This window comes from Acetobacter papayae (assembly GCF_047721125.1).
Lineage (GTDB): Bacteria > Pseudomonadota > Alphaproteobacteria > Acetobacterales > Acetobacteraceae > Acetobacter > Acetobacter papayae.
Genome location: NZ_JBDNWF010000014.1, coordinates 18,295 through 38,386, shown reverse-complemented (window position 1 = coordinate 38,386; position 20,092 = coordinate 18,295). Strand labels below are relative to the sequence as shown.

The following is a 20,092-nucleotide window of genomic DNA, read 5'->3' as shown; positions in this document are numbered from 1 at the left end:
CCCCGGCGACAGGCCGCAGGGTGTCATCACCACTGGCACGTTGCAGGCGGGGCTTGCTTTCCACCGCCTGAAGCCATTCCGCAGGCCGGTCATTCTGGGCACAGAACTGGTCTCGCTTTCAGCGCTGCTCACCTGCCTGACCCACGGCATACGCCCCGTGGCGATGATAGAAACCGCCCCCGCCCCGCTGGCACGCTGGCCGCTCCGCCTTTTCCCGCGCCTGATGGGCGTGCCCCTGCTCTGCGGGGTGGAAGTAAGCGATATTCAGGGGGCACCGGGGGTTGAGTCTGTCACAATCAGCAAAAACGGCACGCAGCGCAGCCTGCCCTGTGATGGGCTGCTGCTGACAGGCCGCTTTACCCCTGAAAGTGCTCTGTGCCTCCAGTCCGATCTGGGGGTGGACCCGGCTACATCAGGCCCCGCCATAGACCAGTATGGCAGAACCCATGACCCGCTCGTTTTTGCGGGCGGCAACATCCTGCGTGCGATTGAAACCGGCGGCTGGGCTTTCCGCGAAGGGCGGGCCATTGGCGCCGCCGTTGCGGACGACCTGCGCCACTCGCCTGAAACAACCCCGCCTGCGCCTGTCACATTCGATGCGCCATTGCGCCTTGTGGTGCCTTCCATGCTGCGTGACAGCACCCGCCAGCAACCGGCGTTTTCCTCCTTCCAACTCCGGTTTGACCGGGCTGCACGGGGCGTGCTGCGCCTTATGCTTGATGGCGAGGAAGTCTGGTGCAAGCGCGGCACATGGCTGCCGGAGCGCCGGGTGCTCGTGCCCCTGCCTGCACGGGCCGCGCAGGCCGCGCGCGTTCATTTCCATTTCGAGGAGCAGAACTGACAATGCGCGTTGCGGCACTGGATCAGGGCACCACCTCAACCCGTTGTCTCGTTTTCGAGGATGGTGCGGACTGGCAGCTTGTCGGCAGCATCCAGCATGCCCAGCACTACCCGCATGCGGGCCATGTGGAGCATGATGGGGAAGAACTGCTGGCCAACCTGCGCACGCTCCTTGCACAGGCAGGCCGAATAGATGCCATTGGCATTGCCAATCAGGGCGAAAGCTGTCTGGCATGGGATGCGCTGACAGGCGCGCCCCTCTCTCCCGTTATCGTGTGGCAGGATGCCCGCACGGCAGAAAGCCTTGCCAGCCTGCCGCCAGATGCTGCAGCCCGCTCACGCGCACTGTGCGGCCTGCCGCTTGACCCATATTTTTCGGCCAGCAAGCTGGGCTGGGTCCTGCGTAACATCCCTGCCGCCCGCACGGCTCTGGCGGAAGGTCGCCTGCGTTTAGGCACCACGGACGCGTTTTTTCTCGACCGGCTATGCGGTGTTTTCGCAACCGATGCCGCAACCGCCTCACGCACGGGGTTGCTTGACCTGCAAACAGGCCAGTGGAGCCCCGAACTCTGCGCCATGCATGGTGTGCCGCCCGAATGCCTGCCCGAAATCCGTAGCGTCAATGGCGGGTTCGGCAGTATCGGAGGGGTGCCTGTTACGACCTCCATCGTGGACCAGCAGGCCGCCCTGTACGGCCATGGCTGCCGCGCGCCGGGCGATACCAAAATTACCTTCGGCACGGGGGCGTTCCTACTGACCGTCGCGGGGGAAAACCGCCCGCCCGAAAGCGATCTGCTGCCAACCGTAGCCTGGCGCCTGCATGATGCCGCTCCCACCTACGCGCTGGAAGGCGGGGTATACGATGCGGGGGCCGCGCTGGAATGGGCGCGCAGCCTCAGGCTGTTCGATATCATGGAAGAACTGTCAGATTTCGAGGGACCATCCGCCCTTTCCCGCGGGCTTGTCTGCGTGCCCGCACTCTCCGGTCTGGCAGCTCCGTTCTGGGACAGGACGGCCGCCCCCCTGTTTATTGGCATGTCGCACGGCACCACCCGGCAAGACATGGTGCGCGCCCTGCTTGAAGGGATTGCCATGCTAACAAGCGGGCTGATTGCCGCCGCCCCCACCGGGGCCAGCATCACCTGCGATGGTGGCCTGTCGCAAAGCTGGTATTTCGCGCAGTTTCTGGCCTCGGCCAGCGGGCGCACCATTATCGTGCCCGCCATGCATGAAGTCACCGCACTGGGTCTTGCAGAACTCTGTGGTGTGGATGTCTCGTTCATCCGCAGCCAGACGCGCGTTTTCCACCCTGATGGCACCGTCAGCGAGGCGGATCATCAGCTTTTCCGCAAGGCGGTCGAACGCGCACGCCACTGGTTTACCCCGCCTGAAGGCACGGCCACACACGACTGAACCTGCCGCTTTTTTTTACCCCTTCCGTGCCTCCACCGCTACTTTGTATCGGTTTCGAAATAACAAATCCGGATAAGGAAACACACATGAGCAGCATACCCCCCTCCGCCCTGCCCCATGTGGCCGGGCAGGACACGCTCAAACGCGATGTTACTGCCTTTCAGTCCTTTGCCATTGCCTTCGGCTTTGTTTCCATCGCCACGGGTATTTTCACGGCCTATGGGGCCATGCTGGCCACATCCGGCCCGATGGGAATCTGGACATGGCCTATTGTGGTCATAGGCCAGCTTATGGTGGCTTTTGTGCTGGGCTCGCTTTCCGCGCGCATTCCCATTACCGGCTACGCCTATCAGTGGACATCCCGCGTGGCCAACCCGGTGCTGGGCTGGGTTATGGGGTGGGTCAGCTTTACCTTTCTGGTCGTCGTACTGTGCGCGGTGGATTACACCATTGCCTCCACCGTACTGCCTGCCATGCTGCATTATACCGGCGGGACGTTTGATGCTTGGTGGATCACCACCCTTGTCATTATCGCGCAAGCACTGCTGATCGCCTTTTCCACCAAAGCCACGCAGGCGTTCAACGCCATGGCCGTAACGCTTGAGCTGATCGGCATGAGCTGCCTTGTGGTGCTGCTGTTCGTTGTTGGCTGGTATCGTCACAGCCTTGATTTCTCGCTGCTGTTCAACACCGGCGCGCTGAGCCACGCAGGCTACTTCTCCCTTGGCACACTCACCCATGTCGGCCCGTGGTTCATGGGCACGCTGCTGGGCGCCTTTACGATCGTGGGTTTTGAATCCGCCGCCAATCTGGCGGAAGAAACTAACGAACCCGCCCGTGTGGTGCCGCGCGCCATGTGGCAGGCCATTGTCAGTGTGGGTGCGCTTGGCATGCTGTTCCTGATCGCCATTACAGCACTGCTGGGCGATGTTGGCGCCATGACAGCCTCCCCCACCCCGATTGCGGATGTCATTACCCGCGTGCTGGGCCCGGTGGTAGGCAGCCTTCTTCTGCTGCTGGTGATCATTTCCATTTTTGCCTGCGGACTGGTCATTCTGATGTCCGGCACGCGACTGGTCTGGGCCATGTCGCGCGATGAGCGTTTTCCCGGCTGGCAGATGCTGCACCGTATCCACCCCACCCTGCGCACACCGGTTAACGCCACCATTCTGGTATCGATGGTGGGGGAAGCCATTCTGAGCATCTTCTCGCGGGATACGGATGCGCTGTTCGTCCTGTTTTCGGCGGCCACTCTTCTGCCCACCATCATCTACACCGTTTCGGTGCTGATGTACGCAATCCGCCGCAACAGCCTGCCGCCCAGCCAGGGTTTTTCGCTCGGTCGGTGGGAAAAGCCGGTGGTTACGCTGGCTCTGCTATGGCTGGTGTTCGAACTCACCATTTTCCGTGATGAATCCTTCTTCAAACCGTGGCTGTATGTGCTGGTCATGCTGGCTATCGGTGGGGTTTACCTCGTCTGGCTGCTGGCCACACGTGGCCGCCATGGTCTGGCCATGCCCGACATGATTGCGGTGGATGCCATTCTCGATGCGGATAAGGGCGCGGAATACGACACAGCGGCACACTAAACCGCCCCACACAAATATGCGCTGCCTTGTGGCCGCTCCTTACTGAAAGGGGCGGCCACAGTTTTTTGACCGGCCACACGCCTTTTTCACGGCGCGGGGGCACCACGCCTTATGGTTATGCGGCACAAGCCTTGCTAGGCTGTGTTATATCGGAACGCGACGAACGCAGCCCCGGTCGCCTGTGCAGCCGGACGCGCCCATGGTTCGCTCCCCTGTTCTCACACCCGGAGACCACCATGCCCCCTACCGCGCCACGCCTGATCCGCTCTATCCGCCTGCTTGATGCGGCTGAAGCGCGTATTGCTCTGGATTTCACGGCACCGCCGCCGCCCCGCAGTGCGCTGGCAACCGACGCCCTTCTGGCTCTGGCCCATGAATACCAGCCCCTTGCCGTGCTGGTTACGCACATGACACCCCTGCGTGCGGCCGATGTGGCTGCCCTGCCGGATTGCGTAAAGCTGGTGGCGACTGTCAGCGTCGGGCTGGATCACCTCGACCTTGCGGCCCTGCATGCGCGCGGCATCACCGTATCCAACACCCCCGATGTGCTGACCGACTGCAATGCCGATCTGAGCATGATGCTGATTCTGGCCGCCAGCCGCCGGGCAGCGGAATATTTCACGCTTGTCAAAACCGGCTGGACCACCCCGCTGGGGCTGGGAGACATGCTGGGCCAGCGTGTGACCGGCAAACGGCTTGGCATTGTCGGCATGGGGCGGATCGGTCAGGCCGTGGCCAAACGCGCGCGCGGTTTTGATATGGAAATTCTTTACCACAACCGCAGCCGCCTGACGCCCGAACATGAAGCCGGGGCCACCTATTACGCAAAGCTGGAAGACATGCTGCCGCATTGCGACATCCTGACCCTGCACGCCCCGGCCCAAAGCTCCGGCGCACCGCTGATGGATGCCCGCACGCTCTCGCTGCTGCCGCGCGGGGCCGTGCTGGTTAACGCCGCACGAGGCAAACTGGTGGATGAAGCCGCCCTGATGGACGTACTATGCTCAGGCCATCTGGCCGGTGCCGGGCTGGATGTGTATCAGCGCGAACCAAACCCCAATGCGGAACTGGTGGCCCTGCCCAATGTTTTCACCACCCCGCATACAGGCAGCGCCACGATTGAAACCCGCACGGCCATGTGCATGCTGGCTCTGGATAACGTGGCAGCCCTTGCTGCGGGCCAGCCCCTGCCATCCCCAGTAACCCCCTGAAGGAGCGCCCCTCATGACCATGCGCATGTTCTGCGTGATCGGCATTGCCTTGTGCGCCGCCGTGACCCTACTGGCCCCGCCCTATCAGGGTGTAGCGGAAATTCTGGGTTTTTCGTTTTTAGGGCTAGCCACAATCGCAACCCTTCTGGGTCAGGCCTGAAAGCCTGCGGGTGGCGCTGCTCAGGATCAGACCGAACAGCGCCACCCCTAGGTAACCAGAAAAGAGCGGCTTAAAGCCGCTCATCCCTCGGTTCGCCGCTCAGCGTATCGCGCATGGCCAGCGCCGTATCACGCACCACGGGGCCATGTTCGCGTTCAAGCCTGCGAATGGTGAAATGCGCATGAGCCAGCGCGCGATAGTGGTTGAGAAACGCCGTGTTGAGTGATGCCCCGCACAGCGCACCCGCCACCGGCATAAGCTGGAGCGAGAGCTTCTGCCCCAGTGCAAGACCGTAATGCGAGGCCACTTCGGCAATCAGCATTACCACCGGGCGGCCGCGCAGCACTGCACGGGCCGAGAAATAGCCCAGTTCACTTTCCTCGCCATTCCGGCGGTTGGGGAACGCCCGCAGCGCAAACACTTCCAGACAGGCCCGGCGGGCATCGGGGTCGTTCAGGTCTTCCCCTTCCTCGCGGGCGATACGGGCGATCTCGCGCATGATGGTCAGGGTGGTAAAGCCGATATCCGGCCCCAGCCCGGCAAGGCCTGCAAACCCGCCCACAGCACCCGATACCGCTACCGCCGCCTGCATGGCAGGCACACGCCAGCGCGGTGTCTGCATTTCTACATCCGCCGTGCCACGCAGGCCCAGCACCGCTACATCGAAAGCGCGCGCCACGGCTGTTTCCGCTAGGCCGCGCAGTTTTTCCTCAAAATTCGGAGCCATGCCGATACCGCGCAGGCCCAGACGCGCGGCATGCCCAACGGCCCCGCCCATGATATCGGCCAGCCGGACAAGCACGCCACGCCCCGACTCCACCTCAGCCAGAGCGGTTTCGAGTTCGTGCAGTTCCGGCCCGCTCAGCACCAGCGTGGTCAGCGCGCCGCCAAGAGGATTACCCGTTGCCCCGGCACCCTGCTTTTCCTTTGTGCTCATCTGTGCTCTTCCCGCCCTTCCGCGCCGGGCCGCAAGTGCCCGGCCAAACAAGTAAAAACCAGCATATCAGTCATGCCGCCCGAAAAACAGCGCAGGCCACGCAACACGCTCCTGCATGGACACCCTGCATAGGCGAACAGCGTTGTCTCGCACGCCACAAGCCCTTACACACCAGTAAGGGAGAATCCGGCGCTTACCCCCTCTTTCCCTCCCTGCTTTCAAGGAGTTGCCTCGATGGCTGGCCTTCAATCCCGTTCCGCCCCCCTTACCGCCACGCAAGGCGGCCTTGCGCGCGCCATGCGGCGGAGCGCGCCCCTGCTGGCCATGCTGGCAGCGCTGAGCGCCTGCGCCAGCCCCGAACGCAGGGCCTACGATGCCGCACTGGCCGAAGCCCGAACCGACCCCGGCCTGTGTCAGCCTGAACGCTACAGCCCCTCGGGCGTTTATCAGCCGCTGATTTCACAGGCCTGGCAGAAAGCCCATTCCTCCGCCGGGGCTGATGCGCAGAACAACGCCATTCCCGACAATGGTGCCCCTGTCATGGCGGTGTCGGACCTGTCCACCACGCCGCCGCTGGACATTCCGCCCTATTCGCAGCGTGCCTGCCACATGACGGTCAAAGCCCCCGGCCAGCAGCCCGAAAGCGGCTTCCTGACCGTAGTGTACTATACGCATAACGGCCGGGTGGACACATCGCTCGCCCGGTGGGATTCGGATTCCGCCATTTCACAGTATTATGATGCGCTCAAGGAAAAGCTCCGCAGCGGTGTGGACATGAACAACCCCACCCTGAAAGCCTGCATGGAACACTACCCCGCCATTGACCCCAAGAGCATAGACCCCACCATGCATCAGGCGGCTGTCAGCCTGCGGGCCATGCTGGTGCGCCGCTGCCTTGCCAACCATGCGGCTTTACAGGCCCTGTATCAGGATATGTATTTCATTCACCGCTAGGTGTAGCCGGGCCTGCCGCCCCTTGGGCGGCGCCCGCCATCTCTCTTTGGTTTTACAGGATATTCAGGCATGAGCGTTCGTCGACTGACTACTGACTTTGTCGTCTCCCCCCAGATTTCGGTGCAGGATATCACGGCCATCCGTGATGCGGGGTTCAAAACCATTATCTGCAACCGCCCCGATGGTGAAGAACCGGGCCAGCCCTCCGCGCAGAGCATTGGTGAGGCCGCGGCGGCAGCCGGTCTGTCCTTTATCGCCATTCCGGTCGGGGCGGGTCAGGCTCCTTCTTCCGATGCCATTATCGAAACGCAGGAAGCCATCAACACCCTGCCGGGGCCGATTTTCGCCTATTGCCGTAGTGGCAACCGTTCAGCCCAGTTGTGGGGTGCTGCAACACAGGGCTGAGGCTGTCACTTTAAAGTGATACCAATCCCCCGGCCATGTGCCGGGGGTAGGCTCAGGCCGGTTCGGCCCAGCCCCCCATGGTGCATAAATAGGCCCAGTGTTCCGCCGAAACCGGGCAGACAGACAGGCGTGACTGCCTGACAAGCGCCAGTTCCGCCAGTTCAGGGTCAGCCTTGATTCCGGCCAGAGTAACAGGCCGGGGCATAGGCCCTACCGTACGCACATCCACACAAACCCATGCGCCATCGGTAGCGGTTGGATCAGGATAGGCTTCGCGCACCACCTCGACCACACCCACAATCGCGCGCTGCACGTTGGAATGGTAGAAAAACGCACGGTCTCCCGCTTTCATGGCGGCCAGATTTTTGCGGGCCTGATAATTGCGCACACCCGTCCAGGGTTCCACGCCATTGGCCACCTGCTCGTCCCAGCTAAAGGCGTCAGGCTCACTTTTGACCAGCCAGAAAGACATGGTTCAATCCACCTGCCTGCCGTCTTTGAACACCGTGCGCAAAGGCCGGATAACCACGCTTTCAAACAGGTTAACGCCCATATACGGGTCTGCTGCGGCAAAGCCTTCAGCGGTTTCGCGGTCCGGCACATCCAGCAGGATCAGGCTGCCACAGGCATTGCCCTGCTGGTCAAGCTGAGGCCCTGCAAACTGAATGGACGCGCGGTAAGTTTCCAGAAAAGCCAGATGCTGCGCACGGGTTACGGCCCGCAGTTCCTGTAGTCCCGGGCGATCCGTACAGATGATGGCAAACAGCATCGCATTATCCTTCCGTTGTGTTGCTGGGGCAGAACGCCCATGAACACCCGTCTCGTGTCAAGAGCGGTTTAATGCTGTAAAGGAAAGCTGAACGGTCTCCCTTGTTCGCCCCTTTCCCCCGGCGCGCGGATATGGAAAGGAGAACGACCTGAAGACAAAGCAACCAGACACACGGAGCTGACCCCTTTTGAGCGCCTCACCCACCCTTGTCGCGCGCACCGGCAGTTTCTTTCACCGTTACGCCAATCCCGGCCGGTTTCTGAAACTGGGTGCGCGCCTGCAGCCATGGCTGACATGGCCCGCCATTACCCTGACCCTGCTGGGGCTGGGCTGGGGGCTGTTTTTCTCTCCGGCGGACTGGCAGCAGGGGGATTCCGTGCGCATTATGTATGTGCATGTGCCCGCCGCCATACTGGCGTCAGTCGGGTATGCGGGGCTGGCCGTGTGTGCCGTGCTCTCGCTTGTCTGGCGGCACCCTCTGGCTGATCTGGCAGCAGTGGAAATCGGGCCGGTGGGGGCCTGCATTACAGCACTGTGTCTGGCCACGGGCTCGCTCTGGGGCAAACCCATGTGGGGCACATGGTGGGTATGGGATGCACGGCTGACCTCTGTTCTGGTACTGTTTTTTCTCTATCTCGGCCACATCACGCTCATCCGTGCTTTCGATGATCCGCAGCGTGGCTACCGGGCCGCGGCCATTCTGGCTCTGGCCGGGGCGGTTGACCTGCCTATCATCAAGTTCAGCGTGCAGTGGTGGAACACCCTGCACCAGCCCGACAGCATTACCCTGACAGGGGCACCCACCATGTCCAGCTCCATGCTATGGCCGCTGGGGCTGTCCACACTGGGTATTTCGCTGGGTTTTGCCGCACTGGTGCTGGCGCGCACGCGCGCTGCCGTTATGGAAAGCCGCATTCAGGCTCTGCTGTCCTCGCCGCGCCGCAATCAGGGAAATGCCGCATGACCCACCTGCCCTATATTGCGGCCAGTTACGGGCTGGCTCTTGTGCTCAGCCTTACACTCGCCTTCAATGCCGCATGGCGGCTGAAAACGGCACGCACCCGCTTGGCTACGCTGGAACGCGGCAGCCTGCGGCCCGTGCAGCCCGCCACCCGGCCTGAAACCGCTCCCCACAGCACGGATACACACACATCATGACCCGCAAGACCCGCCGCCTCTGGCTTGTCATTGCCTGTGTGGCCTGCCTTGGCACGGCGGCAACACTGGTGCTGCGCGCGTTTTCATCGGATATCGTGTTTTTTGTAACCCCTTCGCAGGTTGCATCCTCTCCACCGCCGAAAGACCGCACCGTCAAGCTGGGCGGCATGGTTGTGGCGGGCTCCGTCCACCGCGAACGCCGGGGCGAAACCCCGATTGCCAGTTTTGATGTCACGGATGGTCAGGCTGCCGTAAGCGTGCATTACGAAGGCATTCTACCGGACCTGTTCCGCGAGGGGCAGAGTGTTGTTGCCATTGGCACGGCTAGTTCCGCCCATGACTTCACCGCCTCGGAAGTGCTGGCCAAGCATGATGAAACCTACATGCCCAAGGAAGTGGCCGAGGCCCTAAAAAAAAGCGGCAAATGGGACCCACGCTTCGGGCCGCCACCCAGCGCCTCAAGCTGGAACAGCATGACCGTGCAGGATGCCCGCAAGGACCTGGCGGCACCGGCCCAGCCACCGTCAGCACCTCCGGCTCCGGCCTCATCACCCTCTCCGGCGACCCCAGCCCCCTGAGCCCGTTTCAGGGGTAGCTACAAAAGCCCCTTTCCTCACTCCCGGCGCCTGCCGCCGGTTCCCTAGACCAGACGCAGGACAGACGAACCTTCCCATGCTGAGCCCCGAACTCGGACACTACGCCCTTGCCCTCGCCTGCGTTCTGGCCGCCGTACAGGGTATACTCCCCCTGATTGGCGCGCACCGGCGCGACCCACGCCTGATGGCGCTCGCCCCCGGGCTGGCCATAGGCCAGTTGATAGGGCTGGTGACCGCTTTTGCCTGCCTGATCAATGCTGCTGTCACGGATGATTTCTCTGTCCAGAACATCGCGGCCAATAGTGCTGTCACCAAGCCGCTGCTCTATAAAATTACCGGCGTATGGGGCAATCATGAAGGCTCCATTCTGCTCTGGGCGCTCATTCTGGGCCTGTGCGGCGCGGCGGTGGCGGCCTTTGGCCGTAACCTGCCCTCTGCCTTGCGTGCGCGGGTCATTGCCATTCTGGGCCTTGTGGCCACGGGTTTCGAACTGTTCTGCCTGACCACGTCAGACCCGTTCGCACGCGTCTGGCCCGCCCCCATGGACGGGCAGGGCATGAACCCTCTGCTGCAGGACCCCGGACTGGCCTTCCACCCCCCCATTCTCTACACCGGCTATGTCGGTTTTGCCGTGCCGTTCGCCTTTGCCATTGCGGCCCTGATCGAAGGGCGGGTCGATGCTGCATGGGGTCGCTGGGTGCGCCCGTGGGCCGTAGCCGCGTGGTGCTTTCTTACCTGCGGTATCGCCATGGGGTCGTGGTGGTCTTATTATGTGCTGGGCTGGGGCGGTTACTGGTTCTGGGACCCGGTTGAAAACGCCTCGCTCATTCCATGGCTGACCGGCACCGCTCTGATCCATTCCGCCATTGTGGTGGAAAAGCGCGAGGCGCTGAAAATCTGGACCGTGCTGCTGGCTATCGGCACGTTTTCCTTCTCGCTTTCGGGTACGTTCCTCGTGCGTTCGGGCATTCTCAACTCCGTGCATGCCTTCGCCAACGATCCCGCACGCGGCATTTTCATTCTGGGGCTGCTGGGGCTGGTTATCGGCGGCTCTCTGGCCCTGTTCGCCTATCGCGCGCCTTCGCTCACGGCGGGCGGGCTGTTTGCCCCTCTCTCTCGAGAGGGTGCGTTGGTGCTCAACAACATCCTGCTCTGCTCGCTCTGCGCTGTCGTGCTGACGGGCACCATGTATCCGCCTTTCATGTCGCTGCTGTTTGACCGCACGATTTCGGTGGGCAAGCCGTTTTTTGATGCCACCACAATTCCCCTTGCTTTGCCGCTGTTCATCTTCATGGGGTTTGGCCCCATGCTGCCTTGGAAGCGTGCGCAGCTCTGGCCGGTGCTCAACCGGCTGTGGCTTGCCGCGGGCCTGACAGTAGTGGCGGCATGCGTGGCCATGCGCCAGCTTGCGGGGGTGCTGCCCGTGCTCTGTGCGGCGGCAGCCATCTGGATCATCGTCAGCTGCGCGACTGACATCGCAACACGTATCCAGCTTTTCCGCACGCCTCTTCGCTCCAGCCTGCAACGCCTGCGGGGCCTGCCGCGCTCGATTATCGGCACCGCCATTGCCCATACGGGTGTTGCCATTACCGTGCTGGGGCTTGCGGGCATGTCGCAGGCCCAGCACCGGATTGTGGAAGTGCCGGTTGGTTCCACCCAGAACCTTGCAGGCTATGAGTGGACACTCACCGATGTGCATAGTGAGCCCGGCCCCAACTACACGGCCATGGTCGCCACCATCGAAATCCGCCGGAACGGGCATGTGGTAACCGTGCTGCGGCCTTCCAAGCGCAGTTTCAATACCCAGAACCAGACCACAACCGATGTCGCCATTCACACCAACATGCTGTCCGATCTGTACGGCGTGCTGGGCGACAGCCACGGAACGGAAGGGCACATGACCTATGTGCTCCGCCTGCATTACAACCCGCTGGCACCGTGGATGTGGCTGGGCGCGCTGATCATGGCGTTTGGTGGCGCGCTGTCCCTGTCAGACCGCCGGGTGCGTGTGGGCGCGCCGCGTAGGGCTGCCGCTCCACACGCTTCCTCCACTCAGGGTATTGCATCATGAACACGTCCGGCTCCACCACCCGCCGCCGCCTTCTCATGGCCCTGCCTCTGGCCGGGGCCGGAGCCGTGGGCGTGGCGTTCTGGAAAATGCTCTCGGGCATGCAGCACGGGTCATTCAACCCGCATGACATCAACGCCCCCGTGCTGGACCGCCCCGTTCCAGACTTCAACCTGCCGGGGCTGGCTCCCGCTCAGGGGTTCGGCACACAGGACTTGAAAACCCTGCAAGGCCCGGTTCTGGTCAATTTCTTTGCCTCATGGTGCATTCCCTGCGTGGCGGAAATGCCCACGCTCATGGCCTTCAAGGACCAGTTGCCAATCTGGGGTGTAGCCTACAAGGACAAGCCCGAGAATGCAGCGGCGTTCCTGCGCCACTCCGGCAACCCTTTCGCCCGGCTGGGTAATGACCCGGAAGGGCGTGCGGGCATGGACTGGGGGCTGTCCGGCGTGCCGGAAACCTTTCTGATCGGGCCGGGCGGTGTCATTCGCTGGCACACCGCAGCCCCGCTGACAGAAGACATCATTCGCGGCACGATCCTGCCGCTGGCCGCAAGGCTGAAAACCCCATGAGCGCCCTGCCCTCTCCCCACAGGCACGCACAACCTGCACAGCGGTTTTTCAGCCGTTTTGCCGCAGCCCTGCTGGCCGCCTGCTGCCTGCTGGCTGTGCCACTCTATGGCCTTGCCGTGGATGACCCGTCCGAAATGCTGTCAGACCCACGGGCTGAAGCCCGGGCCGAGGCCATTGGCGCGCAGTTACGCTGTCTGGTCTGCCAGAATGAATCGATTGAGGACAGCAGCGCCGGACTGGCCCGCGACCTGCGCCGCGTTGTGCGTGAGCATGTTGCCCAAGGCGAGAGCAACCAGCAGATCATGCAGTGGATGGTCACCCGGTATGGCAATTTCATTCGCCTCAAACCGGCTTTGTCTATTGGCACCATCCTTCTGTGGAGCATGCCTGTTCTGGCCCTGCTACTAGGCTGTGGGGCAGCATTTTTCTTCTACCGCCGCCACGCGGCCGCACCGCCACCGCCACCATTAAGCGATGATGAAAAAGCCCGGCTCGCCCGGCTGACCGGAGAGGACGACAGGACATGATCTGGCTTTCCATTGCGCTACTCAGCCTTATTGCCCTGGCCCCCGCAGCGGCGGCCCTGTGGCGGCGCAGCCGTTCCATCCGCGATGAGCGCAGCACGGCACTGGCCCTGCATGATGCCCAGCTTGCAGAACTCGACCGCGATTTGACCGTGGGCCTGATTGCCTCGGGGGAGCACAGCGTTGCGGTGCTGGAAATCCAGCGCCGTATTCTGGTGGCCGACATGGCTCCGTCCACCGCGCGCGAACAGAGCGCCACATGGCCGGGCTGGCTGGCTCTCGGGCTGGCTCCCATACTGGCCGTGGCGCTGTATCTGACCAATGGCGCGCCCATGCTGCCCGCCCAGCCGCTTGGCCCCCGGCTGGTAGCCCAGCACCAGCACGATGTGCGTGACGATGCCGTTATCGCCCAGCTCCGCTCCGCCATTGCCGCCCTGCCCGCTACCGATCCAAGCCGCAGGCAGGGCTATCTGCTGCTAGGACAGGCCGAAGCCGGGCGTGACCACTATAATGAAGCCGCACAGGCCTGGAATCAGGCGCTGGACATGGGGTTTGACGCCGAACTGGCCGCCCGCACGGGCGAAGCCCTGACCCGCGCGCACCACCATGTCACCCCCGATGCGCTGGCCCTGTTCCGCAAGGCGCTGGACGCCGCCCCGCAGGATGCCCCATGGCGCGAAGCCGCACAGGCCCGCGTGGCGCAGGGTGAACATGATCAGGATAATCCGTAACCGGATATAAAAAACCCGGTCGGGCCACTGGCCCGACCGGGAGCGCGCTTTAGAAGCCGCCACCGCTCCGCACGAAAACAGGCCGCAGGTGGCTTTGCTCACGCGCACGCCGCCATGGCGAAGGCGGCTGGCAGGAAATGAAATACAACCCCATGACAAACACCACGCCGCCAAAGGCATCTGGCCACACAATCATGGAAAAAATCGCAGGCGCACTCACGGCTTCATAAAGCTTGAAGACCATGAAGCCGATGGACAGCACCCGCAGGCTCAGCAGCATGTAACGCAACGGGTTAGCCTGCCCCGCCTTGACCAGCGCCCGCATACGCGCAGTACCGATAAAGAAGGTCAGGTAAAGAACCCAGCCCAGCACATTATACAGCATGTCTGAAATAGCGGTCATACCGGACATGAAAAACACGCCCGCGATCACCACCGCCGTCATGAGAATGGAGCCGAGCTGGAGGCTCATACCCACATCGAAGGGGCTCAGCCTGTCTGGCAGACGGTCTGCCAGCGGCTGAAAAACCCTATCAAGCAACCAGGCATCGATGCTGGTAATACGCTCGCCCAGTGTCATGTCGTGTATCGGCTCCTGTTTACGACCATTCAGGCCGACTTGTCCGCAGCGGGGGGCAGCACCCCATCAGGCGTTTTGCCATCAACCGCGGCAGGCAGACAATGCGCCAGCGCTGTCAGCACGCCATCGGCGGGCAGGCCTGTTTTCTGTACCATGTCATGCACGACATCGCTGCCCAGAATCGTACGAATCTCGTCCGGTGTCACCGGCAAGTTGCTGTTCTGGCTGACCCATGAGCGCACCTTGTCACCCAGACCCGCCTGCTCCGCACGGTCAACCAGCGCCTGAATGGACTGCGGCTGCAAAAGCGACTGCACCTGCTGCTGGACGAATGTCTGCACATCCACACCCAGCGCACTGCCTACCTTACCCACGATATTCTGAAAGAAATCAGACATTTCGGCTTCCCTTCCCTACCCTGCGCATCGTGCGGAGGAGCATATGGCGCGCATCCTGTGCGCCTTTGCTGGCAGTATGGCAGACTGGAGGGAGCGTATAAATTTTTTTTACGAAGCCAAGCGTAACATTCTCCTGCCCGCCGATAGCTGATATGCGTTTGAACCTACAAGGAAAAACCGGACAGACGCGCTAGGCTTGCTGGTACAGTTCCCTGTATTTGTTTTCCGCGCCGCAAAACACAAAGTAGCCGCCGTGTTCAGTCTTTCGTCCCTAGTGCTCGCCCGGATCGGCTCATTACGCACCCTTCGCCCGCTGGGTCGCCCCGGCAGCCAGAGCAAGCTGCCGCTTGCATGGTTGCTGGCCCCCACGCCTGCGGCATTCGGGTTTGCGGTTTGCAGCACAATCGCTGCCCTACTCTCTCTCGTTATCGCCCTGTGGATGGAGTTGGATGACCCGCAATGGGCCCCCATGACAGTGTGGATCGTGGCGCAGGGCTCACGCGGGGAAAGTCTTTCCAAGGCCCGGTGGCGGCTTGTGGGCACCGGCGTAGGGGTGGTGATGTCCATCACCCTGATTTCGGCTTTCAACCAGCATGCGTGGCTTTTCTTTCCTGCTCTGGCGCTATGGCTGGGGGGGTGCTGTACACTGGCGACGCTGGTGCGCAATTTCCGCTCCTATGCGCTGGTTCTGGCGGGCTATACCACCTGTATTATCGCCCTTGGCGCCATCCCCGACCCTGAAAACGTGTTCATGACCGCCATGTCCCGCGCGACTTACATCGTGCTGGGTATTGTGTGCGAAAGCACGGTGGCCGGTCTGTTTGCCCATAATCTCGGCCAGACTGCACGACGCAACATGCGCGACAAGCTGCGTACGGCGCTCAACAACGTATCCACCTCGGTTTCCAGCCTGCTTTCGGGCGACAAGGAAGCCCTGATCCGCTCGCGCACGCTATTTGGCCCCATTCTCACGATCAATGACCAGATCGAGTTTTCCGAAATCGAAATGGGCCCCCACGGGCGCGAGGGGGATCATGCACGCGCGGCCCTTTCCGCCGTGTCTGTCCTGCTCTCGCGCGGGCTGGGCATGGCTGTGCGCCTGCAATATGTGCAGACCGACCAGCCCGCTTTCCGCGCCACCTCCGCGCGGGTAAGCGAATTCCTGTCCGGCCTGTCCGCCCGACTGAATGGTGATGAACCAATCCGCCTGATCCTGCGTGATCTGCAACTGCTACGCGCCGAGTGCCACCAGCAGATTGTGGATGCGCTAACCCATGAAATCGGCAGCGTTTTCGATCCGTCGGACGACCACTCCCAGCTTACCGCCCTGCTTGATGGCCGCATCCTGCACAATGCGCTGGATGAGCTGCTGGGCGAACTGGAACAGGGCCTGCGCGAATATGATGCCAGCCAGCATTTCATAAAAGGCGATCAGTTCCATTTCCGCCTGCCCACCCACATGGACAAGCGCGAAGCGCTCTACAACGGTGTGCGGGCCGCCGTGGCCATTACAAGTGCCGGGCTGATCTGGGAATGCACAGCATGGGACATGGGGCTGGGGTTCATTACGTTTGTCGCCATTGTCTGCGGCCTGTTCGCCACCCGTGAAAACCCGGTAGTCGCCACCACGCAATTCATGGTCGGCAGTCTATGGGCCGCTTTCGTTTCGTTCTTTCTGGTCTTTTTTGTCCTGCCTACGCAGGCCAATTACGAAATGCTGGTGGCTAGCCTCGCTTTGCCCATGATCGCAGGCGGGTTGGCCGCCCGTAACGCGGCCACAGCCCTGCACTCGGCCGCCTACACGCTACTGCTGCCCAACTTCGTGCACCCGCTTAATCAGGGACGGATGAACGAGGTCGCGTGGTTCAATTCAACGCTCGCAGTGCTGCTGGGGGTGTTTTTTGCGGTGCTGATCTTCCGCGCGGTGCTGCCCTTCAACAACGCGGCGGAACGCTGGCGCATGCGCCGCGCTATCCTGCGCGACCTCCGCACACTGGCCTCAAGCGAACCTCTACCCGAAACCCGCGAGTGGATCGGGCGCAATATCGACCGTTTCTCGCGTCTGATCCGCCATGCTGGGCCTACGCCTTCCCCCACCATTGAAGGCTGCCTACAGGGCACACTGGCGGCCATGACCATCGGGCTAAACATCATCCGCCTGCGCGCCCTGCTCAAGCGTAATCAGGTGCCACCCGCTGCCCGCCGTGCCATTGAAATCGTTATGAAGCGGATGAGCAATTTTACCGGGCTATACGGCCATACCGCCCGCGCCGCGCGTGAGGCCACCATTGCCCTGCGCACCATGGAAACCACTGAGCCCAATATCGCCAAGCGTATCGAACTCACCCGCGCGATTGCCTACCTGATCGTGGTTTCACACGAACTGGAAGTCAACGCCGTGTTTCTGGATGCCTCAAAACCCTACAAGGCAGTCTGACCCCCGCTGCCTTTCAGGCACCGGGATCACTTGTCAGGGGTTTGTAAGGGAGCCTGCGTATCGTCGGTAAAGGGGTGCAGTGTCACGCCACCGGCAGCACGGGCCCATGCGCTGGCGTCGTCCGGGGTAATGGTGCGGATGGAATCTGCTGCCCCCGCCACACCGGCCGCCAGCGTGCTGGACAGATGGCTAGCCACCCCACCCTGTGCAGCCGCACTCTGGGCTGCGCGCGTCCACAACGCCTGCGCCTTGTCTTTCTGGCCCACAGCATCGGCACTGCGGGCCGCCAATGCCAGAGCCCGCGCCATATCATGGTAATTCCCGCCCTCACGGCGCAGGTTCGCCGCTTCCTCAGCTTGTTTCCATGCTTCTGTCGGGTTCGTCCGCCGGGCCACAAGAGCCTGTATCTCGTGCTGATCCGCCCGCAGGGCTACAGACTGTGTGGCCGATAAAGCCTTGGCGGCGTGCGGGTCTGTCATCGCAATCATGGCTGGGACACGCGCTAAAGCCGCCGTGTCATTCTGCTGGTCCGCCGCCAGAGCGTATACCAGTGCCGCGCGCGTGTTCAGCAACAGGGCGGAAGCACTACCCGCAGCCCCATGAACTGATGTTGCACTGGCCCCTTGGGCAGCCCTGAGGGCTAAATCCCGCGCCTGCTCGTACTGGCCCAGTCGGTAACAGGCCGCGGCATCCACCAGATCAAGATAGGGCATGACATGCCCGCCACGCAGGGCCACAGCGCGGCGTGTCCTGTCCGCCGTGGCGCGCGCCAGAGCCGGTTCCTCCGCCGCGAGCTGGGACACCGCCAGATCATACCCGCTTTCGGCAATTTCCGGTGCGCTATCGCGCAGCAACGCAAGTGATGCCGCCTTGCGATACTGGGTTTCCGCTACCGTATAGCGCCCGAGCATGAAGGAATCACGCCCTGCGGACAGGAACTGCTGCAAGGCGACATCATACTGCTCCGCCGCCGGTTCAGGCTGTGCGCCACCACACCCGGCCAGCGGCAGCAGAACTACCAGCGGCAGGGCCGTGCGCAACAGGCTCCACCGTTTTACACATCCGACCTTGGCTACGGATTGGGGACCGTTATTCCTCATGGCTGAACATGCTCCGGGTCCAGACGATTATGACGGGTCACCTTATGCCCACCCAGAAGCCACGCGCCCCTGAGCTGGTCTGTCAGCTTTTCCAGCCCGTAAAGGGTGGTCTGCGCCTGCGCGAGCAGGGCTGGCAGATCGGCCATGCTTTCATCCAGATTACCCGCGATGTTCTTGACATGCGGGGTCGCGGCCTTGAGGTCGCCCGAGGCCGACTGCACATTGGCCATGGTGGCGTCGGTCTTTTTCATCACACCCGATATCTGCTGCTCTATCGGCCGTAGGCGGGTTATGACCTCATCAAGCGAAGCAATGGTGGCCTCCGCCTGACGGATAAGCTGGTCGTTGGTCATCAGCCGTCCAACCGTGCCCTTGCCCGCGTGCATGTCGGTCATGGTGGAATCAAGCTCGGCCATCATATGCCGCGCACTGGCCAGCGCAGGCATAATCTGGCCCTGAATGCTCTCGAATGTCGCGGTAATCTGGTCTGCCGGGTTGGGCGCGGGGGTGGCCTTGATAACCGCGTAGCTCCAGTCCATCGGCTCGCCCGCACCACGGCTGAGATCGAGGTAGGACGCACCAGTTACGATCAACTGTTTGCGGATAAGCGCCGTGCTGTCGCGCCGGATAAACGGCTTAACCTGCGGGTCCAGATCAACATTGGCATACATGCTGCCCGAAGGATTGAGCTTGATGGAACGGATTGTCCCGGCATGCGCGCCCATAAGCTGCACATCGCCCCCCACCGTCAGCCCGCCGACCCCTGAATCAGGCAGCGCCACCCGCAGGCGGGCGGGCGGGGTCAGCCAGTCGCGCAGGACACCCGCTTCGATCACGGAGCCCGCGAAAATGACAAGACTGAGAAGCACAAGAAAGCCCACCCATTCATCCGCATAGCGGATGGAAACAAGAGGTTTGACTTTCTGTTTAAGGCGGAGCTGGAACATTATCCCATCCGTACTGCTGCGAGACCGTCATCGGCAAGCCGCCAGGTCGCGGTGACACCCGAGCGATAACGCTGCCATACGGCAGCATTGCGCACGAGCCATATAATACCGGCCCCCCGGTCACGGGCTTCTGTCAGAGCCTCAAGAAACGGGTTGGCCAGTTCCTGCGGCCCCCCTTCAAGCGGGTCTTCCAGCAAAAGCAGGTGGGGCCGGCCCAGAAAAGCCCGCACACAGGCTGCCCGGCACAGATCGGCCTCGGACATTCTGTCCGGTGCCTGTGTCGGCAGGCCCGGCAGGCCAAAGGACGCGGCCAGACGCGCGGCCTCTGCCAGCAGGTCATCCTGCGTGCGGGTTGTATGATGTAACTGCTGTAACATGATCGCAAGGTGCATGGGTACGAAACCGGGCCAGCTTGGCCGCCTGCTCATGCGCCCTATCCGCCCGCGCAGGGCATTGAGCTGGCGGTCTTTCATTTCTGTCCAGTCCAGCCCCATGAAGCTGACCTGCCCGGCATCCAGTGGTACCAGCCCGCTGCACAGATCTGCAAACATTGTGGCGCGCTGGGGGTCGCGCTCTTCCACCACGCAGCAGTCGCCCGCCATCAGCCGCAGGCTCATCGGGCGGGGGGGCAGGCCGCTTTCCTCAAAAGACGGCACGGCCTTGTTCAGTTCCAGCAACGGGCCTGCGGTATAGGTATCCATGC

General features: G+C 62.4%; 23 protein-coding genes. 15 read left to right on the top strand and 8 right to left on the bottom strand.

All coding sequences use genetic code 11. From position 1 onward, the window contains the following. The 5 genes from ABF757_RS06435 to ABF757_RS06415 all read left to right on the top strand — a co-directional run. A partial coding sequence (locus ABF757_RS06435; RefSeq protein WP_415481429.1) for a hypothetical protein occupies positions 1 to 841 on the top strand: 841 nt, incomplete at its 5' end. A 2-nt stretch (positions 842 to 843) separates the two neighbouring features. Beyond that, a complete protein-coding gene (locus tag ABF757_RS06430) occupies positions 844 to 2,253 on the top strand; it encodes an FGGY family carbohydrate kinase (RefSeq protein ID WP_415481427.1) in 1,410 nt (469 codons plus the stop codon). A gap of 86 nt (positions 2,254 to 2,339) precedes the next feature. After that, complete coding sequence (locus ABF757_RS06425) at positions 2,340 to 3,842, top strand: amino acid permease (protein ID WP_415481425.1); 1,503 nt, start codon at positions 2,340 to 2,342, stop codon at positions 3,840 to 3,842. Positions 3,843 to 4,078: 236 nt separating this feature from the next. Next, entirely contained in the window at positions 4,079 to 5,053 is a 975-nt protein-coding gene (locus tag ABF757_RS06420; protein WP_415481424.1) for a 2-hydroxyacid dehydrogenase, read from the top strand. Between the two features lie 13 nt (positions 5,054 to 5,066). Beyond that, positions 5,067 to 5,213, top strand: coding sequence for a hypothetical protein (locus tag ABF757_RS06415; RefSeq protein WP_159101651.1), 147 nt, complete (start codon positions 5,067 to 5,069; stop codon positions 5,211 to 5,213). 70 nt (positions 5,214 to 5,283) lie between these two features. Here ABF757_RS06415 and ABF757_RS06410 read toward each other — a convergent pair whose 3' ends face one another. Beyond that, positions 5,284 to 6,150 (bottom strand): EcsC family protein, encoded by an 867-nt coding sequence (locus ABF757_RS06410; protein WP_415481423.1) that lies wholly within the window; start codon positions 6,148 to 6,150, stop codon positions 5,284 to 5,286. A 234-nt stretch (positions 6,151 to 6,384) separates the two neighbouring features. Between ABF757_RS06410 and ABF757_RS06405 the strand changes: the two genes are divergently transcribed. Together ABF757_RS06405 and ABF757_RS06400 are read left to right on the top strand one after the other, a co-directional pair. Next, a complete protein-coding gene (locus tag ABF757_RS06405; protein WP_415481421.1) occupies positions 6,385 to 7,104 on the top strand; it encodes a hypothetical protein in 720 nt (239 codons plus the stop codon). A gap of 69 nt (positions 7,105 to 7,173) precedes the next feature. Further along, positions 7,174 to 7,509: a protein tyrosine phosphatase family protein gene (locus ABF757_RS06400; protein ID WP_415481420.1), complete on the top strand. Its 336-nt coding sequence runs from the start codon at positions 7,174 to 7,176 to the stop codon at positions 7,507 to 7,509. A 52-nt stretch (positions 7,510 to 7,561) separates the two neighbouring features. On the opposite strand, the gene ABF757_RS06395 is transcribed toward ABF757_RS06400, so the two are convergent. Together ABF757_RS06395 and ABF757_RS06390 are read right to left on the bottom strand one after the other, a co-directional pair. After that, positions 7,562 to 7,981, bottom strand: a complete 420-nt coding sequence (locus tag ABF757_RS06395) for an EVE domain-containing protein (RefSeq protein WP_415481418.1) — start codon at positions 7,979 to 7,981, stop codon at positions 7,562 to 7,564. A 3-nt stretch (positions 7,982 to 7,984) separates the two neighbouring features. Next, positions 7,985 to 8,278 carry a YciI family protein gene (locus ABF757_RS06390; protein WP_025861147.1) on the bottom strand — a complete coding sequence of 98 codons (294 nt, stop codon included), beginning with the start codon at positions 8,276 to 8,278 and terminating at the stop codon, positions 7,985 to 7,987. A gap of 187 nt (positions 8,279 to 8,465) precedes the next feature. Between ABF757_RS06390 and ABF757_RS06385 the strand changes: the two genes are divergently transcribed. From ABF757_RS06385 to ccmI, 7 genes are all read left to right on the top strand, one after another. Further along, positions 8,466 to 9,242, top strand: coding sequence for a heme ABC transporter permease (locus ABF757_RS06385; RefSeq protein WP_025861146.1), 777 nt, complete (start codon positions 8,466 to 8,468; stop codon positions 9,240 to 9,242). Then, positions 9,239 to 9,436 (top strand): heme exporter protein CcmD, encoded by a 198-nt coding sequence (locus ABF757_RS06380; protein ID WP_025861145.1) that lies wholly within the window; start codon positions 9,239 to 9,241, stop codon positions 9,434 to 9,436. The genes ABF757_RS06385 and ABF757_RS06380 overlap by 4 nt, the downstream gene beginning before the upstream one ends. Continuing rightward, a complete protein-coding gene (ccmE, locus tag ABF757_RS06375) occupies positions 9,433 to 10,014 on the top strand; it encodes a cytochrome c maturation protein CcmE (RefSeq protein ID WP_415481415.1) in 582 nt (193 codons plus the stop codon). The genes ABF757_RS06380 and ccmE overlap by 4 nt, the downstream gene beginning before the upstream one ends. A 94-nt stretch (positions 10,015 to 10,108) precedes the next feature. Continuing rightward, positions 10,109 to 12,103, top strand: a complete 1,995-nt coding sequence (locus ABF757_RS06370) for a heme lyase CcmF/NrfE family subunit (protein ID WP_415481414.1) — start codon at positions 10,109 to 10,111, stop codon at positions 12,101 to 12,103. Further along, positions 12,100 to 12,672, top strand: coding sequence for a DsbE family thiol:disulfide interchange protein (locus ABF757_RS06365; protein ID WP_415481412.1), 573 nt, complete (start codon positions 12,100 to 12,102; stop codon positions 12,670 to 12,672). The genes ABF757_RS06370 and ABF757_RS06365 overlap by 4 nt, the downstream gene beginning before the upstream one ends. Beyond that, positions 12,669 to 13,199, top strand: coding sequence for a cytochrome c-type biogenesis protein (locus ABF757_RS06360; protein WP_415481410.1), 531 nt, complete (start codon positions 12,669 to 12,671; stop codon positions 13,197 to 13,199). The genes ABF757_RS06365 and ABF757_RS06360 overlap by 4 nt, the downstream gene beginning before the upstream one ends. Continuing rightward, positions 13,196 to 13,927: a c-type cytochrome biogenesis protein CcmI gene (ccmI, locus tag ABF757_RS06355; protein WP_025861143.1), complete on the top strand. Its 732-nt coding sequence runs from the start codon at positions 13,196 to 13,198 to the stop codon at positions 13,925 to 13,927. Before ABF757_RS06360 ends, ccmI begins: the two co-directional genes overlap by 4 nt. A gap of 49 nt (positions 13,928 to 13,976) precedes the next feature. Here ccmI and ABF757_RS06350 read toward each other — a convergent pair whose 3' ends face one another. Together ABF757_RS06350 and ABF757_RS06345 are read right to left on the bottom strand one after the other, a co-directional pair. After that, positions 13,977 to 14,507 (bottom strand): hypothetical protein, encoded by a 531-nt coding sequence (locus tag ABF757_RS06350; RefSeq protein WP_415481409.1) that lies wholly within the window; start codon positions 14,505 to 14,507, stop codon positions 13,977 to 13,979. 29 nt (positions 14,508 to 14,536) lie between these two features. Continuing rightward, positions 14,537 to 14,905, bottom strand: coding sequence for a YidB family protein (locus ABF757_RS06345; RefSeq protein WP_025861141.1), 369 nt, complete (start codon positions 14,903 to 14,905; stop codon positions 14,537 to 14,539). Positions 14,906 to 15,158: 253 nt separating this feature from the next. Between ABF757_RS06345 and ABF757_RS06340 the strand changes: the two genes are divergently transcribed. Then, complete coding sequence (locus tag ABF757_RS06340) at positions 15,159 to 17,342, top strand: FUSC family protein (protein ID WP_025861138.1); 2,184 nt, start codon at positions 15,159 to 15,161, stop codon at positions 17,340 to 17,342. A gap of 26 nt (positions 17,343 to 17,368) precedes the next feature. Here the strand turns inward: ABF757_RS06340 and ABF757_RS06335 are convergent, their stop codons facing one another. Genes ABF757_RS06335 through ABF757_RS06325 form a run of 3 tightly spaced genes read right to left on the bottom strand, consistent with a single transcriptional unit; the run spans position 17,369 to position 20,090 of the window. Further along, complete coding sequence (locus ABF757_RS06335) at positions 17,369 to 18,442, bottom strand: tetratricopeptide repeat protein (RefSeq protein WP_415481408.1); 1,074 nt, start codon at positions 18,440 to 18,442, stop codon at positions 17,369 to 17,371. Next, on the bottom strand, positions 18,439 to 19,389 hold the full coding sequence (locus ABF757_RS06330) for an MlaD family protein (protein ID WP_415481407.1): 951 nt from the start codon (positions 19,387 to 19,389) through the stop codon (positions 18,439 to 18,441). The genes ABF757_RS06335 and ABF757_RS06330 overlap by 4 nt, the downstream gene beginning before the upstream one ends. Next, entirely contained in the window at positions 19,389 to 20,090 is a 702-nt protein-coding gene (locus tag ABF757_RS06325; RefSeq protein WP_025861137.1) for an ABC transporter ATP-binding protein, read from the bottom strand. The genes ABF757_RS06330 and ABF757_RS06325 overlap by 1 nt, the downstream gene beginning before the upstream one ends. Positions 20,091 to 20,092 lie beyond the last annotated feature (2 nt).